Source organism: Nonomuraea sp. NPDC049725 (assembly GCF_040674795.1).
GTDB classification, from domain to species: domain Bacteria; phylum Actinomycetota; class Actinomycetes; order Streptosporangiales; family Streptosporangiaceae; genus Nonomuraea; species Nonomuraea ceibae.
In genome coordinates this window covers 156,554-173,071 of the sequence record NZ_JBFANJ010000002.1, presented here as the reverse complement: position 1 = coordinate 173,071, position 16,518 = coordinate 156,554, and the positions used below count along the sequence as shown (strand labels likewise).

Below are 16,518 nucleotides of genomic sequence, written 5' to 3'. Positions count from 1 at the left end.
CAACCCCTGACCAGCTGAACGCCGTTCGGCGGCGGCTCGCCGAACAGCCCTGCGAGACCCCTCCACCGCGGGTAGGTTGCGCTCTTACCTTGTGCGTGATCCGCATCACAGTGGAGGTCTCGTGACGACCAGAGAACATGACGCGTCCGTTTACGAACAGGTGCAGAGGAGCAGCGAGTTCCAGGAGCTGAAGAGCCGCTTCAGGCGGTGGACGTTCCCCATGACGGCGGCCTTCCTGGTGTGGTACCTGCTGTACGTGGTGCTGTCGGGATGGGCCCGCGACTTCATGGGCATCAAACTGCTCGGTGACATCAACGTCGGGCTGATCCTCGGGCTGCTGCAGTTCGTGACGACGTTCCTCATCGCCTGGGCCTACTCCAGGCACGCCGGGAAGAAGCTCGACCCGATCGCCGACAAGCTCCGCCACGAGGTCGAGGAGAAGACCAAGTGAGCTCCACCACCCTCGCCACGATCCTCTTCCTCGTCTTCGTCGCGGCCACGCTCGGCATCACCTTCTGGGCCAGCCGCCAGACCAAGACCGCCGCCGACTACTACGCCGGCGGGCGCTCCTTCAGCGGCGTGCAGAACGGCCTGGCCATCGGCGGCGACTACATGTCCGCCGCCTCCTTCCTCGGCATCGCCGGCATCATCGCGCTGTCCGGCTACGACGGGTTCCTGTACTCCATCGGCTTCCTCGTGGCGTGGCTCGTCGCGCTGCTGCTGGTGGCCGAGCTCATGCGCAACTCCGGCAAGTTCACCATGGCCGACGTGCTGGCCTTCCGGATGAGCCCGCGACCCGTCCGCACCGCCGCCGGCGTCTCGACCATCGTCGTCAGCATCTTCTACCTGCTCGCCCAGATGGTCGGCGCGGGCGCCCTGGTCGGCCTGCTGCTCGGCATCACCTCCGAGGCCGGCAAGATCTGGACGATCGTCGCCGTCGGCGCCCTCATGATCGTGTACGTGGTCTTCGGCGGCATGAAGGGCACCACCTGGGTCCAGATCGTCAAGGCCGTGCTGCTGATGACCGGCGCCGCCCTGGTGACCGTGCTGGTGCTGGGCAAGTTCGGCTTCAACCTGTCGGCGCTGCTCGGCCAGGCCGCCGCCACCAGCGGACCCAAGGCCAACCCCGACAGCTTCCTCATCCCCGGCCTGAAGTACGGCACCGAGGCGCAGGGCATCGCCGGCAAGATCGACCTGATCAGCCTCGGCCTCGCCCTCGTGCTCGGCACCGCCGGCCTGCCGCACATCCTCATCCGCTTCTACACCGTCCCCACCGCCAAGGACGCCCGCAAGTCCGTCCTCTGGGGCATCGGCATCATCGGCGTGTTCTACCTGCTCACGCTCGTCCTCGGCTTCGGCGCCGCCGCCCTGGTCGGCAGGGAGGCCATCGTCGCCCAGGACCCCGGAGGCAACACCGCCGCGCCGCTGCTCGCGCTGCGGATCGGCGAGGAGATCTTCGGCTCGGTCGGCGGCACGCTGCTGCTGGCCTTCATCGGCGCCGTCGCCTTCGCCACCATCCTCGCGGTGGTCGCCGGCCTCACGCTCGCCTCCTCCTCCAGCTTCGCCCACGACCTGTACGCGCACGTCTTCCGGCGCGGCCAGGCCAGCGAGCGGCAGGAGGTCGTCGTCGCCCGGATCTCCGCCCTGGTCATCGGCGCCGTCGCCATCGGCCTGAGCATCCTCGCGCAGAGCCAGAACGTCGCCTTCCTGGTCGCCCTGGCCTTCGCCGTGGCCGCCTCGGGCAACCTGCCGGCGATCCTCTACAGCCTGTTCTGGAAGAGGTTCAACACGACCGGCGCCGTCAGCGCCATCTACGGCGGCCTGCTGTCCGCCCTGGTGCTGGTGATCTTCTCGCCGGTCGTCTCCGGCAGCAAGGCCGCCCTGTTCAAGGACGCCGACTTCGCCTGGTTCCCGCTCAGCAACCCGGGCATCGTCTCGATCCCGCTCGGCTTCCTGTGCGGCTGGCTCGGCACGATCCTGAGCAAGGAGTACAACGCGGCCAAGTACGCCGAGATCGAGGTCCGCTCCCTCACCGGGGTGGGGGCGGAGAAGGCCGCCGACCACTGACGGCCGCCGCGGGCCCGGCACCCCCTCCGCCGGGCCCGCCTTCCCCCTCCGCCCCGGCCACGCCATGATCGTCGGGTGAGCAGACACGGGTACGACCCCTTCGGCAGCGACGAGGCGATGGACGTCCAGGACCACCTGCACGGCCTGGCCGACCCGCTGCCCGTGCTTGTCCAGGTCCTGGAGGCGGTGCACGCCGAGGACAGCCTGATCCTGCCGGCCGTCGCCGAGGCGGGCCTGGCCGCCGCCGGCGAGGTGGCGCTGCTCCTCGACCCGGCCCTCGACCCGTCGTTCCCCCGGCTGCCCGTCCCCGTGGACGACCGGCTGCGCACGATCGCGCTGGAGGTCATGGAGTCGCTCGTCCAGCCGTGGGACCGGCGCACCGGCGCGTGCTGCCTGTACGGCCTGTGGCGCGACCCGGACGGGGACGCGCACTACCGGCGGGCGCTGGAGCCGTACCTGCGGGCGCTGGCCGCCGGGGCGCGCACCTGCCTCGACCCGCCGCACGATCCCGGCTACTCCTGGACGGGGCTGCCGCCCCGCGACGCCCGCCGGGCACGAGCCGACGACGAGGAGCGGCCGGGGCCCTTCGCCGGCAACGAGCGGCGGGCGGAGGCGGCGCGGCTGTCCGCCCTCGCCCACGCGCCCGCCGAGCAGGCGCTGGTGCGGCGGCTCGGCCTGCCCGCCCACGAGGCGCGCCGGCTCGCCGGGGCCTTCGTGCGGGCGGCCCGGACGCTGGCCGACGGCCTGCGGCACGACGCGGCGGCGCTCGGCGACGGCGCCCCGGCCGACGAGGGCCACCGCGTGCGCACTCTCGCCGAGCTCGGCCCGCACCGGGTGCGGGCCCTGGCCGAGCTGCCGTGGCCGTACGCCGGGGCCTACGACGCCGCCTTCACCCGCCGCTTCCTCGCCACGGTCGAGGACGTCGGCCACCGGCTGGCCACGAAGGGACGCCTGCGCCCCAAGACGGTCGCCGAGGACCTGGCGCTGCTGCTCGTGGTGCGCCACGCGGTCGAGCTCGCCCCGGTGTGCGAGCCGGAGCGGGCCGAGGCGGCGGCGGGCCCGGCCGGGCGGCTGTCAGGAGCCCTCGCCACCCCGCCGTCCGCCTACCGCCTGGCGCGCGTGCTGCCGCGGCTCGCGCACCTGAGGACGTTCCCGGAACCCGTACGGATCCCGCCGGACCGCTGGTTCAGCCCACCGGCTCGGCCCGCAGCCGGGCGGAGTGCTTCACCAGCGTGATGAGCACCTCCCGGCTGGAGTGCCGCCGCCGCGCGTCGCACAGGATGATCGGAACCGACGGGTCGAGCTGGAGCGCCAGCCGTACCTCGTCGACCTCGAACGTCGGCGCGCCGTCGAAGCAGTTGACCGCCACCACGAACGGCGTGCCGCGCCGCTCGAAGTAGTCGACCGACGGGAAGCAGTCGGCCAGCCGCCGCGTGTCGGCCAGGATGACCGCCCCGAGCGAACCCTCCGCCAGCTCGTCCCACACGAACCAGAACCGCTCCTGCCCGGGTGTGCCGAACAGGTAGAGGACGTACTCGTCGCCCAGCGTGATCCGGCCGAAGTCCATCGCGACCGTCGTCGTCCGCTTGGCCTCGACGCTCGACAGGTCGTCGACGCCGACGCCCCGGTCGGTCAGCACCTCCTCCGTGCGCAGCGGCCTGGTCTCGGAGACCGCGCCGACCAGCGTCGTCTTGCCCGCGCCGAACCCTCCGGCGATGAGGATCTTGATCGCCGTCGGCAGGCGCGGGCGGTCAGAGCGATCGAAGACCATCGAGCACCGCCCTGTACATCTTCATGTCACGCATGTCCACCTCGGATTGCGGTTCCTGGGCCGAGACGAGCTCCCTGTCGAACAGGTCGCCGAGCAGCACGCGGATGGTGCCCGCGGGCAGGTCAAGATGGGCGGCGATCTCCGCCACGGATTTCGGTTCGCGGCAGAGCCGGAGGATCGAGTGGTGCTCCGGGTCGAGCCCGGCCTCCGGCCCCGGCGGCGGCCCGACGGAGACCGCCATGGAGATCAGGTCGAACTTGCCGTGCACGGGCGCGGTGCGCCCGCGCGTCACCACGTACGGACGGACGATCTCGGGGTCGACCCAGTGCTCCTCGGTCACAGGTCGCTCCCGGCTCTGGCCCCGGACGTCAGGTACTGGCCGACGCGCGCCACCAGCATCGCCATCTCGTAGGCGACCAGGCCGATGTCGGCGCCCTGCCCGCACAGCACGGCCAGGCACGCCCGCTGCCCCGCCACGGTCACCACGAGAAACTGCGAACGCCATTCCACCACCGTCTGCTTGACCGGGCCGCCGCCCACGTGCTCGGAGACGCCCTTGGCCAGGCTCTGCAGGCCGGAGGCCACGGCCGACAGGTGCTCGCCGTCGGTCCGCTGCAGCCCGGCCGACGAGGCCATCAGCAGCCCGTCGGACGACAGCACGATCGCGTGCTCGGCGTCCTTCACGCGGCCGACCAGGTCGTCGAGAAGCCAGTTCAGGTCTGTGCCGGCACCCGGTGTCACGTATCGCCTCCTGCCCGCTCGTCCATGAGTTTGGCCGCCTCGGTCCTGCCGAGCCGGGTGCCCGACTGCAAAGATCCCATCCGCGCCCGGATCTCCTCCGGGGTCGGCTCGTCCTCGTCCCGCTCGGGCTCGGGCGGGGCGGCCGGGGCCTCCTCGCGCAGCGCCGGGGCCAGGTTCGCCTGCGGCACCCGCAGGGGGAGCCCGCCGGGCGTGAACCTCGCCGCCTCGCCGTCGCCTTCCGCGCTCCTGTCCGGCTGGGCGGTCGTGGTCGCCTCCCCTTCTGACGGCCCGGGGTCCGGCGGCTCGGCCTCCCGGGCGTCCTCCGGCGCCGCCGCCACCTTGAGCGGCCGCACGTTCTCCGTCGGCAGCGCCCGCACGTTCTCGCCGGGCAGCGGGCGGCCGGCGTCCGCGGGAGCGCGCCGCACGGCCGTGGCCGTGCCCGCGCCCTGACCCGCCGGGCCCGGCACTCCCGTCAGCGCCGCCGGGCGGCGGGGCAGGCTCGCCACCGGCTCGCCGCCGGGCTCCGGCCCCTCGCTCAGCTCCACCAGCTCCTGCGGCAGCAGCACCACCACCGTGGTGCCGCCGTACGGCGACGGCTTGAGCACCACCTGGATGTCGTGCCGCTCGGCCAGCCGGCTCACCACGTACAGCCCGAGCCGCGCCGTGCCCGTGATCCGGAACTCCGGCGGGTCGGCGATCCGCTCGTTGGCCGCCGCCAGGTCCTCGGGCTTCATGCCCAGCCCGCGGTCCTCGATCTCGACCACGTACCCGTTGGCCACCATCTGCCCGCTCACCTGCACGCTCGTGTACGGCGGCGAGAACGACACGGCGTTCTCGATGAGCTCGGCCAGCAGGTGGATGACGTCACCCACGGCCCGGCCGACGAGCACCACGTCGCCCATCGGCATGAGCGTGACCCGCGTGTAGTCCTCGACCTCGGCCAGCGCGCCGCGCACCACGTCGACCATCGGCACCGACCGCCGCCAGGTGCGGGCGGGGGAGGAGCCGGACAGCACGATGAGGTTCTCGGCGTTGCGCCGCATGCGGATGGCCAGGTGGTCCAGCCGGAAGAGCTCCTTCAGCTCCTCGGGGTCGGTCTCGCGGCGCTCCATCACGTCCAGCACGGTGAGCTGCCGGTGCACCAGGCCCTGCGTGCGGCGGGCCAGGCTGAGCAGGATGTCGCGGATGCTGCGCCGCAGCTCCGCCTGCTCGGCGGCGACGCTCACCGCGGTGCGCTGCACCGTGTTGAACGCCTGTCCCACCTGCCCGATCTCGTCGTCGCCGAAGTCCAGGTCGGGCACCTCGCGCGAGACGTCCACGACCTCGCCGTGCCCGATCCGCTCGACCACGCCGGGCAGCCGCTCGTCCGACAGCTCGTGCGCGGCGTCGCGCAGCTTCTTGAGCTGGGCCAGCAGCGACCGTGTCGTGGTGATCGACAGCACGATCGAGGCCACGACGGCGACCAGGCCGAGCCCGCCGGCCAGCAGCAGGCGGGCGATGACGCCGACCGCGCCGGGGACGGCCCGCTCGACCAGCCGGTCACCGCCGTCGACGATGATCTTCTCGATGCCCGCGCGGGCCGGCTCGGCGGTCGCCTGCCACTCGGCGGCGGTGACCGGCGGCGGCCCGGCGTTGTCGATCTGCGTGACGAGCCGCTGTTCCAGCTCCTGCAGCCGCAGCGCGGGCTTGCTCCTGGTCCACGCCTCGTACGCGGCCCGGTCGGGCGCGGGCAGCTGCTCGGCGGCCTGCTCCAGGTTGTAGCGGTAGATGCCGGTGCCGCGCACGAACGCGGTGTACTCGGCGGGCGTGAACTGCCCGCGCGCCAGCACCCGCGCCACCATCGCGTCGGTGCGGGCCAGGCTCTCGCTGGCCCGGCTGAGCGCCAGCATGGTCCGGGCGTCCTTGGCGATCTCCTTGTCGTCGAGCGAGGCCACCGAGTCGAACATGTCGTAGAGCGAGTCGATGATGTGGTCGTACGCGCTCGCCGCCGTCATGCGGCCGGGCCCGGCCGCGTCGATGGCCTTGCGCGTGGCGGGGAGCTTGGCGACGCTCGTGAGCGCCTCGTTCAGGCGGCCGGTCAGCACGTCGTCGGCCGCGAGCTGCACCAGGGTGCCGCCCGCGCTCTCCCGCAGGGCGGCGCCGGCGGCGTCGGTCCTGGCCCGCTGCTCGCGCAGGGCCTGGCCGGGCAGGGGGCCGCCCGTGCCGATGCCGGCCATGGTCAGGCGGCGCTCGCGCTGGAGCTCGGCCAGCAGCCGTTCGCTGGGCTGCACCGCCTCGCTGTCGACCGTGGTGGCGCCGACCAGGTTCACGCCTTCGCGCAGCGTCACCCATGCGGCGAACGCCCACAGCGCGACCAGGGACACCAGCAGTGCTGTCACCTTTGTTCGCACGCGCGTATTGCGCAAACGCATATAAGCCATCCAGGTAAGGGGATTGCGTCAAACTGGAAGTCAAGCTATAGAGCGATATTTCCGACATCCAGTGCCGGGCTTACCTTAGCAATGGCTCAAACCCACCTCAAGCCGGGTACCTGCCCGTTAATAGCGTTACGTCCGAATTTGTCCTGTCTTCGCCTTGGTCTCGCACAGGTGTAACGCCGCCAGGATCGCGGACCGTACGATCGCGAACGGCGTGTAAAGGTCCTTGTCATGCCACAACGGCGGATGCTCCGAAATATCCGCTACCGTGCGCAAATACCGATATCCACAGTCGACGGCAGACTCGTACTGCTCGTCCAGTTCCTTGTCGCACGCGAGCAGCGTCTGCAGCGCGTACGCGGTCTCCTCCAGCGTGCCCTCCCAGCGGCCCCACGACCCGTCCGGCCGCTGCGCGGACAGCACCCACGCGCGCGCCCGCCGGATCGCCTCCGCCCGCCCCGGCCCGCCGTACTCGCCGAGCGCCAGCACGCAGCTCAGCGTCGCGTAGAAGGGGGAGGCGTGCCAGCGGTCGTCCCAGCTCCCGTCGGGCTGCTGCCGGTCGGCCAGCAGCGCCGACAGCCTGCGCACCACCGGCGCGTACGCCCGCGCGCGGTCCGGGCGGCGTGCCGCGTACGCCCCGAACGCGTCCAGGACGTGCGCGTTCACGCTCACGGAGAAGCCGTCCTCGCCCTGCCAGGTGCAGAAGTGCGTGCCCACGTCGAACTCCAGCAGGCTCGCCGGATCGTGCGGCTGCCCCACCAGCGCCAGCGCGTACAGCGCCACGGACGTCGTGTCGGCGTCCGCCGGCAGCCCCGGACCGGCCGGCGTGCCCGCCGGGCCGATCGCCGCCCGCAGGTCCGCCACCATCTCCGGCGGCGCCGTCACCGGAACCCCGGCCCTGACCAGCCAGCTCAGCACCCAGCCGCGCTCGAACACGGTGATCGGGAACCCCACCGGCACCGGCCCCCCGTACCGGCTGACCACCGCCTCCAGGTGCGCCCGGACCACTTCCCCCTGCCCCCCGTCCGCACCGGGGACGAGGCCGCCGTCGAAGGAGGACGACCCCCGGGAGGCGGCCCCACCGGACCCCTCCGGAAGGTGGAGGTCCGCCGGTCCGGCCAGGAGGAGCGGCCCCGCCACCGTCGCCGGCCCCGTCGGGACCGGGCGCGCCGGGGCGTCGAGCAGGGCGGTCCTTCCCGCCGGCCCGCGGCCCGCGAGCGCGTGTACGGCGCCGAGCCAGGCGGCGGTGGCGGCGGGGGAGGCGCCGACGGTGCCGATGGGCGTCGGCCGCACCGCGTGCGCGTTGCCCGCGGCGGGCCCCGCCACCTCCAGCGCGTGCAGCAGCTTCTCCGGCAGCGCGGCCCCGGACCGGACGACGTGCCGGAGCCGTTCGACCCGCGCGAAGTCCATCCCGTCGGGCAGCGGCAGCGGCGCCCCCACCCCGTGCGCGTTGATGAGCGCGACCAGCGACGGCACGATCAGCTCCACCGCCGGCATGTCGGGCAGCTCCACCGGCCCGGCCAGCCAGGGCCGCAGCACCCGCAGCCCGCGCTCCGCCGCCTCCCGCAGCTCGGCGTCACGTTCGGCCCCGGAGGCGCCGCCCGCCGACAGCAGCGCCTCCGTGGCGCTCAGCGTCGGCACCAGCCCGTACCCGTCGGGCGCCCCCCACGACCCGTCGGGAAGCTGCCGCTCCAGCAGGTACGCGACCCGTTCGCGGTGCCCGGTGAGCCACGGCGCGAGCGTGACGAGGCGGCCCGTCTCGTAGATGGACGCCGACACCTGCCCCCACGGCAGCGCCATCAGCGTGGAGACCAGGGCCGCCGCCTCGCGGGCGACGTTCACAGCGCCCCCCAGAAGTCCGCCAGGCCGTAGAAGCCCGTGTTGAACGTCAACTGTCGCTCCAGGTAGAGGGCGGTACGCGGCGCGGTGTCGCGCAGCGGCTCGATGAGGGCGACGGCGCGCTGCGACAGCTCGCCCATCCGGGCCGTCACCTCGGCGTGCCCGGCGCCGAGCGTGAGCGCGTTCACGTCGCCCCAGCCGGCTTCGCGGTCGCGGGTGGCGAGGTCGTTCAGCAGCCGCAGGTAGCGCTGCACCTCGTCGCCGACGGCGCGGACGCGGTCGAGGTTGGCGAGCGTCCACGGGTCGCCGGTGGCGTTCCAGTGCGCGAGGTTGACGAACGAGGAGCCGGTGCTGTCGGCGTTGTCCAGGTACGTCGCCAGGTCCGGCCGGTCGCCGGTGCGCCAGTCCCATTCGCGGGCCATGGCGGCCAGCATGCGTCCGAGCTGGTCGCGCCAGGCGGGGGAGCCGGCCTCGTCGCGCAGCTCGGCGAGGAAGCGGGTGGCGGGGGTGCGCGGCTCGGCGCCGTCGGCCACGGCCAGGCAGGCGCCGACGAGGTCGGCCACCTCGTCGCGGGAGGTGGCGACGTGGTCGATGAGCAGGTCCACCGCGAACACCCACAGCGCCGCCCGGTTGACCGCGCGCAGCTCGCGGGCCGTCGCCCAGGGCGAGCCGAACGCGCCCACGAGCGCCAGCGAGTGGTAGAACCCGGCGTCGAACGGCTTGGCGGGGAACAGTTCGGGGTGCCGCCCGGCGTCGCGGGCCAGCTCGCGGGCGCACTCGACGGCCAGCGCGCAGGTCCGCCCCAGCTCCGCGCCGCCGACGGCGGGCATCGACCCGTCGATCCCGCTCGTCCGGCTGGTCCCGCTGTCCGCGATCATGACCGTGCCGCCGGGACGAGCGTCATCGTCAGCCCCGCCGTGGGCCGCAGCGTCGAGGCCAGCCGGGGCGCCACCGGCCCGGGCGTGTGCAGCACCGGCCGGTACGAGCGCAGGATCCCGGCGAGCAGCAGTTGCGCCTCCATCATGAACAGGTGCGGCCCCACGCACGAGTGCGGCCCGGCCGCGAACGGGAAGTACGCGTACCGCGACCGCCGTCTCTCGTTCCCCAGCGCGAACCGTTCGGGGTCGAACTCCAGCGGGCGCTCCCACACCTGCGGCAGCCGCTGCGTCAGGAACGGGCTCAGCACCACCGTGGCGCCCGCCTCGATCGCCACGCCGTCGATCACGTCGTCCGCGAGCGCCTTGCGCGGCAGGATCCAGCCCGGCGGGTACAGCCGCAGCAGCTCGCTGAGGAACATCCGCAGGTACGTCAGCGCGGGCAGGTGGCCGACCGTGACGGGGCCGTCGCCGACGACCCGGGTGATCTCCTCGTACACCTTGGCCGCGATCTCCGGGTGCGCGTCGAGCACCGGCCACACCCAGGTCAGCGCCGTGGCGGCGGTCTCGGTGGCGGCGCCGTGGATGGCCACCATGTCGTCGCGCACCCGCCGGTCGCCCTTGTCGGCGTACGGGGCCCGGCACAGCGCCGAGACGACGTCGCCCGCGCCGTCGCCGCTGCCCTCGCGCTGCCGAGCGTGCTCGATGCGCGGGTACACGACCTCGTCGATGGTCGCCACGGCCCGGCCGAACGCCCGGTCGCCGGGCATCGGGCAGCGCTGCGGCACCGACGGCAGCACGAGCCTGATGGCCCGCGCCGTCACGCCGGTGTCGTAGGCCGGGGCCAGCCGGTCGATGTCCGCGCCGGAGATCGACTCGCCGAAGAACAGCCGCACGGTCGTCGCGTGCACGATCGCGGACATGGCCGCCGCCACGTCGAACGGCCGCCCCGGCGTCAGCGTCCCGTCCACCAGCTCGGCGATGATCGCGGCCATCCGCTCGCCGAGCCCTTCGAGCTGCCGGGCGGTGAACAGCGGCTGCACGATGCGCCTGCTCTCCGCCCAGTCGGGGCCGTCTGACAGGATGCCCTTGCCGATCAGCGGCGCCAGCGGGTCCCAGAACATGCCCTCGCGCACGTAGTTGGGCTGGTTGCCGCGTAACACGTGCTGGACGTGATCGGGATGGGTGATCAGGTACGGCTGGAACGGTCCCATGTTCAGACGGACCAGCTCGCCGCCCGCCCGGGCGCCGGCTTCCTCGAAGGCGTCGATGGGGGAGCGGTGGTGCCTGGCCAGCGCGCGGAGGAAGGGGAGGATCCTGGCTCGTCTGGCGGCTTCGGTCCCGGTGGACACGCGGCTCTCCTCCATGTCCGTCTCAGCTGTCGGACATCTCCTGACAAAAGTTAGTGATCAGGGTGGAGTATCACATGATGCTGCATATAGATTCAAGATCGTACGTTGGGTAGGAGAAGTCATGACCGTCGGCCAGTCCGCGGCCCCCGGCCCCGCCGGCGACGCGATCGCCCGCTGCCGCCGGCTGCTGGAGCCCGCGCTGCGGGAGGCCGTGTCGGGCCTGCACCCGTGGGGCGCCAGGATGGCCGCGTTCACGCTCGGCTGGTCCGACGTGGACGGGCGACCGGCCGACGGCGACGGCGGCAAGCACCTGCGGCCCGCCATCGCGATGCTCGCGGCCGAGGCAGCCGGAGCGCCGCTGGAGGCCGGGCTGCCGGGCGCGGTCGCGGTGGAGCTCGTGCACGCGTTCTCGCTGGTGCACGACGACATCATGGACGCCGACGAGCGGCGCAGGCACCGCCAGGCGCTGTGGAAGGCGTACGGCGTGGGGCCCGCGCTGCTGACCGGCGACGCGCTGCTCGCGCTGGCCGTCGCCCGGCTGGCGGGGACCGGCGAGCCCATGCGCCACCTGTCCAGGGCGCTGGTCGAGCTCGTCCAGGGGCAGACGCGCGACCTGGCCTTCGAGAGCCGCCCCTGGCTCGGCCGCGACGCCGTCACCGTCGCCGAGTACGAGGTGATGGCCGCGGGCAAGACCGGCAGCCTGCTCGCCGCCGCCGCCGCGACCGGCGTCGCGCTCGGCGGCCGGCCCGAGCTCGCCGAAACCGCCTGGGACATGGGCTGCGCGTTCGGCGTCGCCTTCCAGATCTACGACGACGTGCTCGGCATCTGGGGCGACCCGGCCGTCACGGGCAAACCCGTCCACAGCGACCTGCGGCGCGGCAAGAAGACGCTCCCCGTCCTGGCCGTCCTGTCCGCGGGCGGCCCGCCGGCCGCCGAACTGGCCGCCGCCCTCGACGCCGCCGCCCTGGACGGCCCCGCCTCGGGTGACCCCGCGCCGGGCCACGCGGCCCCGGACGACGACGCCGTACGGCACGCCGCCCGGCTCGTCGAGCACGCCGGAGGCAGGCGGGCGGCCCTCGACCTGGCCGCCCGGCACGCCGCCTCGGCCCTGGAGCTCATGGACGCCTGCCTCCCCGGCGACACCGCCCTGCGCGCCCTCTGCCTCGCGCTCGTCGACCGCATCCACTGACCCCGGGCGAGGCCGTACCGGCTGACACCCGCCGACCCCCCCGAACCCCGCCGACGCCCGTCGAACTCCGCTGAACCTCGCCCCCGGATGCGGCGGAAACAGTCAGGGGCGGGAGGCCTCGTCGAGGAGGGCGAGCTCGTCGTCCGACAGCGTCAGCTCCGCCGCCGCCACCAGCGGCCCGAGCTGCGTGAGGTCACGCGCGCTGGTGATCGCCGAGGTGATCGTCGGCTGGGCGGCCAGCCACGCCAGCGCGACCGTGGCGGGCTTGACCCCGCGCTCGGCGGCCACCTTGGCCAGCGCCTCCAGCGTGCGCAGCCCGTACTCGAACTTCAGGTAGCGGGCCGCCTGGGCGGCGCGCGGGCTGTCGACGGTGACGCCCGGCGCGTACTTCCCGGTCAGGAAGCCGCGCGCCAGCCCGAAGTACGGCGTGCTGGACAGCCCCTCGCGCTCCACGACGTCACGCAGCTCGCCCTCGTAGCCGCGCTCCACCAGGTTGTACGGCTGCTGGAGGGCGACGTACGCCGGCAGGCCCTCCTCCCGCGCCACCTTCAGCGCCTCGGCGAGCCGGTCGGCGGCGTAGTTGGAGGCGCCGACGTGCCGCACCTTCCCCTCGGTGACCAGCTCGCCGAACGCGCCCAGCGACTCGGCCAGCGGCGTGTCGGTGTCGTCCACGTGCGCCCAGTAGAGGTCGATCCGGTCGGTGCGCAGGCGGCGCAGCGAGTTCTCCACGGCGGTGCGGATCGTGCGCGGGGCCAGGCCCTTCAGCCCCTCCAGCGTGCCGACCTTGGTGGCGAGCACGAGCGTGTCACGGTTGCGGCGGGTGGCCATCCACTCGCCGATGAAGGACTCCGACGTGGACTCGCCGGTGACCCAGTACGGGTAGACGTCGGCGGTGTCGATGAAGTTGCCGCCGGCCTCGGTGTAGGCGTCGAGGATCGCGAACGAGGTCTCCTTGTCCGCCGTCCAGCCGAAGACGTTGGTGCCGAGCGCTATGGGGTGCACGGACAGGTCCGTGGTGCCGATCGATCTCATCTCGTCATTATCGGCACGTCCGGCCCGAAGATCGGGGAGCCGCGCGAGCCGCGGGGCTAGCCGGAGGCCGGGGCGGCGGCGTCGCTGTAGGCGTCGGCCTCGGCCGCCATGCCCTCCAGCAGCTCGTCCAGCGCCGCCCGCAGATGCCCGGCCAGGCTCCACACATCGGACATGCGCTCCGGGCACGCCACCACGCCGAAGTCGAGCATGCCGTCGTAGGAGAAGCACGTGATGCTGACGCCGCCCGTCATGTCCGTCAGCACCGACATCGGGTAGTACGACAGCACCCGCCCCCCGCACAGGTAGAGCGGGAACTGCGGGCCGGGGACGTTGCTGATGATCAGGTTGATCGGCGGGAACGCCACCGACGCCAGCCGGAAGATCGCCGGAGTCGCCAGGGCGGTGACCGGCGCGGGCAGCATCGAGCACAGCTCGTCCAGCCACCGCGCGGGCGCCACCGCGAACCGCCGCTTGGCCGCCGCCATCGCCGCCCCGACCGCGCGCAGCCGTACGCGGGCGTCGGGCTCGTGCGTGGGCAGCGGGGCGATCAGCGCGGAGATCTGGTTGCCGACCGCGTCCCGCGCCTCCGGCTCCCGCACCGCCACAGGCACCGCCGCGACCAGCGGCCCCTCGGGCAGCGCGTCCCGCTCCGACAGCCACGACCGCAGCGCCGACGTGCACAACGCCATGACCACGTCATTCACGCTCAGACCGTGCGCGCGGGCGACCGTCTTCACGTCCTTGAGCGACACCGACCCGAACGCCAGCCGCCGCCCCGCGCTGATCGGGCCGTTGAACGGCGTCCGCGGCGCGATCACCCCCGGCCCCTCCGGCACCTCCGGCCGGGGCCGCCGATCACCCGCCAGCGCCCGCGCCGCCCTGGCCACCAGCCGCGCCCCGGGCAGCGCCCCGGCCAGCGGGATCACGTCCAGATCCGTGGCCGCCCGCACGAGCGCCCCCGCCGCCCGCACCGGCTGCCCCGCCACCCGCGCCACCGCCCCGGCCAGCATCCCCACCACCCCGGGCTCCCCCTCCCACCCGTACGCGCCCCCGTCGCCAGCAGCCGCCGAGGAGCCAAGCCCCTCACCGCCGCCCCCAGCCAGGGACTCGGAGCACGCCACGCCCCCGTCGGTAGCCAAGGGGCTGAGCGTCCCGCCGCCGACACCCCGAGGCTCGGGGCGCGCCGCGCTTTCGTCGGCAGCCGCCGAGGGGCCGAGCCCCTCGCCGCCGACCGCCGCCCCGGGTTCGGAGCAGGCCCCTACCCCGTACGCGCCCCCGTCGGCGCGGGCTGCCGGTGCGTTGCCGGTGGGGAGGTGCCCTGGCAGCGGGGAGGCGCCCGAGCCGGTCGGCGCGGGGCCCTGACCGGCCGGGCCTCCCGGGGTCATGGACGCCGACTCCCCACCAGGGGACGCCGACCCCCGGGTGGGGGAGGTCGTGAGGCCGGTGGGCAGGGGGCCGTCGGGGGTCAGGTCGAGGAGGGCGGCCAGGGTTTCGGCGCCCGAGACGCCGTCGATGGCCGCGTGGTGGACCTTGGTGTAGACGCCGACCAGGCCACCGGCGAGCCCGTGGATGAGGTGCATCTCCCACAGCGGACGCGCCCGGTCCAGCCGCCGGGCGTGGATCCGCGCCACCGCCTCCGCGAGCTGCCGATCCCCGCCCGGAGCCGGGAGCGTCAGCTCGAACAGGTGCCGGTCGAGGTCGAGCTCCGCATCGGTGACCCAGTAGGGCCGGTCCAGCCCGAACGGCACCTCGGCCAGCCGCAGCCCCAGCGCCGGGGCGAGGTGGAGCCGCCGCCGCAGGAGGCCGGCGAGCGCCTGCCGGTTGAGCCGCCCGCCGGCGGGGTCCACGATCGCCAGCCCCGCCACGTGCGCGGCGGTCGTCGCGGACTCGACGTTGAGGAACTGCGTGTCGAGCGCGGTCAGCTGGCGCATCTGCTCTCCTTTTCCCCAGCGACTTCCCCAGCGACTTCCCCAGCGACGAAGCCGACGATCGCGCAGAAGAATTTCCCGGACGTTTCCGCGAAAGTCTTACAGATGAATTCGGCGGCCCCGTGCGGCCCATTCGCTGATTGGCCAGCTCAGCGCGCTTCCGTGACATTTCCCTAACCGAGGACCACCTGCACCGGATGCCGAACGACGGCGCCGAACCCGTAGCCCTGCGGATGCCACGGCGCCTCCATCGGCTGGGTCGCGCCGGTCTCGTCCGTCGCCCTGGCCATCAGCACGTGCCGTCCGGGCCGGCTCGGCGCCCACTCCACGTGCCACGGCAGCCAGGCTCTGACCAGGTGGTGGCCGTGGTGTTCGGCGGTGCGCCAGGTGGCGCCGCCGTCGACGCTGACCTCCACCCGGACGACGCGGCCGTGCCCGGACCACGACCTGCCGTGGAGCACGAGCGGCAGGCCCGCCGGCAGCGTCGCGTCCCAGGGGAGCTCGAACGCGCTCTTCACGGGGAGTTCGGTGACGTCGCGGTAGAACTCGGTGTTCCACGGCGTGAATATCGGCCGGGTGAGAACTTCGATGTCGCCCAGCCACTTGATGGACGCTATTCCCGCCCATCCCGGCACCACCAGGCGCACCGGAAATCCGTGGTCGTGCGGGAGGGGCTCGCCATTCATCTCGTACGCGACGAGGACGTCGTCCATCGCCTTGTCCGCGGGCAGCGGCCGGCGCACCCGGCCGTAGTGCTCGAACGGCGCGTCGAGTCCCTGGGCGAGCACGTCCACGGCCTCGCGCCGGATGCCGGACGCCTTCAGCAGGTCGCGCAGCGGCACTCCCCGCCACCGCGCCACCCCGACGGCGCCGAGGCCCCACGGGGTCCCCGGCGCGGGCTCGCCCTGCTGCGTCTCGTAGAAGCGCCGCCCGTTGCCCGCGCACTCGATGGCGGCGTCGATCGTGCGCGACGGCATGGCGAGCAGGTCGTCGTAGGAGTAGCCGGCCGCCTGCCGCAGCCCTTCGCCGTGCACCCGCAGCCGCCAGGTGGCCGCGTCGATGATCGGCGTGTAGGTGTGGTTGCGTACGAAGAACCGGTCGGTGGGCGTGTGGTAGCCCTGGCCCGCCATGCCTTCCCAGCGCATCTCCGCGCCGCTGTCGCGCAGCACGAACAGGCTTGCCGGCACCGGCTTCACCATCGTCACCAGCGAATGCGCCATGCCTGACCTCCCGCCTTTCCCCATCCACATTTCCTACCTGTTAACCATGTAATCGGCCGCAGCGCAAGCCACGCCCTCCTCCTCCGA

Annotated in this window: 14 protein-coding genes; 4 read left to right on the top strand and 10 right to left on the bottom strand. The window is 73.5% G+C overall.

The genetic code is table 11. The annotated features are described in order from the left end of the window. The first annotated feature begins 121 nt into the window (after positions 1 to 121). The 3 genes from AB0J53_RS05275 to AB0J53_RS05265 all read left to right on the top strand — a co-directional run bounded on the left by AB0J53_RS05275 (position 122) and on the right by AB0J53_RS05265 (position 3,303). Positions 122 to 451, top strand: a complete 330-nt coding sequence (locus AB0J53_RS05275) for a DUF485 domain-containing protein (protein WP_219507426.1) — start codon at positions 122 to 124, stop codon at positions 449 to 451. Further along, positions 448 to 2,067: a cation acetate symporter gene (locus AB0J53_RS05270; protein ID WP_219507424.1), complete on the top strand. Its 1,620-nt coding sequence runs from the start codon at positions 448 to 450 to the stop codon at positions 2,065 to 2,067. The genes AB0J53_RS05275 and AB0J53_RS05270 overlap by 4 nt, the downstream gene beginning before the upstream one ends. Positions 2,068 to 2,142: 75 nt before the next feature. Further along, on the top strand, positions 2,143 to 3,303 hold the full coding sequence (locus AB0J53_RS05265; protein ID WP_364168778.1) for a hypothetical protein: 1,161 nt from the start codon (positions 2,143 to 2,145) through the stop codon (positions 3,301 to 3,303). Here the strand turns inward: AB0J53_RS05265 and AB0J53_RS05260 are convergent. From AB0J53_RS05260 to AB0J53_RS05230, 7 genes are all read right to left on the bottom strand, one after another. Continuing rightward, complete coding sequence (locus AB0J53_RS05260; protein WP_219507421.1) at positions 3,254 to 3,838, bottom strand: ATP/GTP-binding protein; 585 nt, start codon at positions 3,836 to 3,838, stop codon at positions 3,254 to 3,256. The two genes, AB0J53_RS05265 and AB0J53_RS05260, sit on opposite strands and share 50 nt — an antisense overlap. Further along, positions 3,819 to 4,178, bottom strand: a complete 360-nt coding sequence (locus AB0J53_RS05255; protein WP_219507419.1) for a DUF742 domain-containing protein — start codon at positions 4,176 to 4,178, stop codon at positions 3,819 to 3,821. Before AB0J53_RS05255 ends, AB0J53_RS05260 begins: the two co-directional genes overlap by 20 nt. After that, a complete protein-coding gene (locus tag AB0J53_RS05250) occupies positions 4,175 to 4,579 on the bottom strand; it encodes a roadblock/LC7 domain-containing protein (protein ID WP_219507418.1) in 405 nt (134 codons plus the stop codon). The genes AB0J53_RS05255 and AB0J53_RS05250 overlap by 4 nt, the downstream gene beginning before the upstream one ends. After that, a complete protein-coding gene (locus tag AB0J53_RS05245; RefSeq protein WP_364168775.1) occupies positions 4,576 to 6,969 on the bottom strand; it encodes a nitrate- and nitrite sensing domain-containing protein in 2,394 nt (797 codons plus the stop codon). The genes AB0J53_RS05250 and AB0J53_RS05245 overlap by 4 nt, the downstream gene beginning before the upstream one ends. Positions 6,970 to 7,125: 156 nt before the next feature. Further along, positions 7,126 to 8,838, bottom strand: a complete 1,713-nt coding sequence (locus AB0J53_RS05240; protein ID WP_364168773.1) for a prenyltransferase/squalene oxidase repeat-containing protein — start codon at positions 8,836 to 8,838, stop codon at positions 7,126 to 7,128. Then, positions 8,835 to 9,713 (bottom strand): terpene synthase family protein, encoded by an 879-nt coding sequence (locus tag AB0J53_RS05235; RefSeq protein WP_364168771.1) that lies wholly within the window; start codon positions 9,711 to 9,713, stop codon positions 8,835 to 8,837. The genes AB0J53_RS05240 and AB0J53_RS05235 overlap by 4 nt, the downstream gene beginning before the upstream one ends. After that, entirely contained in the window at positions 9,710 to 11,062 is a 1,353-nt protein-coding gene (locus tag AB0J53_RS05230) for a cytochrome P450 (protein ID WP_364168769.1), read from the bottom strand. Before AB0J53_RS05230 ends, AB0J53_RS05235 begins: the two co-directional genes overlap by 4 nt. Before the next feature lie 121 nt (positions 11,063 to 11,183). Between AB0J53_RS05230 and AB0J53_RS05225 the strand changes: the two genes are divergently transcribed. Continuing rightward, a complete protein-coding gene (locus tag AB0J53_RS05225) occupies positions 11,184 to 12,251 on the top strand; it encodes a polyprenyl synthetase family protein (protein ID WP_364168767.1) in 1,068 nt (355 codons plus the stop codon). Positions 12,252 to 12,353: 102 nt separating this feature from the next. On the opposite strand, the gene AB0J53_RS05220 is transcribed toward AB0J53_RS05225, so the two are convergent. The 3 genes from AB0J53_RS05220 to AB0J53_RS05210 form a co-directional block, all read right to left on the bottom strand. Beyond that, complete coding sequence (locus AB0J53_RS05220) at positions 12,354 to 13,283, bottom strand: aldo/keto reductase (RefSeq protein ID WP_364168765.1); 930 nt, start codon at positions 13,281 to 13,283, stop codon at positions 12,354 to 12,356. Positions 13,284 to 13,339: 56 nt separating this feature from the next. Continuing rightward, on the bottom strand, positions 13,340 to 15,214 hold the full coding sequence (locus AB0J53_RS05215) for a wax ester/triacylglycerol synthase domain-containing protein (RefSeq protein WP_364168763.1): 1,875 nt from the start codon (positions 15,212 to 15,214) through the stop codon (positions 13,340 to 13,342). A gap of 170 nt (positions 15,215 to 15,384) precedes the next feature. Then, positions 15,385 to 16,431, bottom strand: coding sequence for a sulfite oxidase (locus tag AB0J53_RS05210; protein ID WP_364168762.1), 1,047 nt, complete (start codon positions 16,429 to 16,431; stop codon positions 15,385 to 15,387). Positions 16,432 to 16,518: the final 87 nt, after the last annotated feature.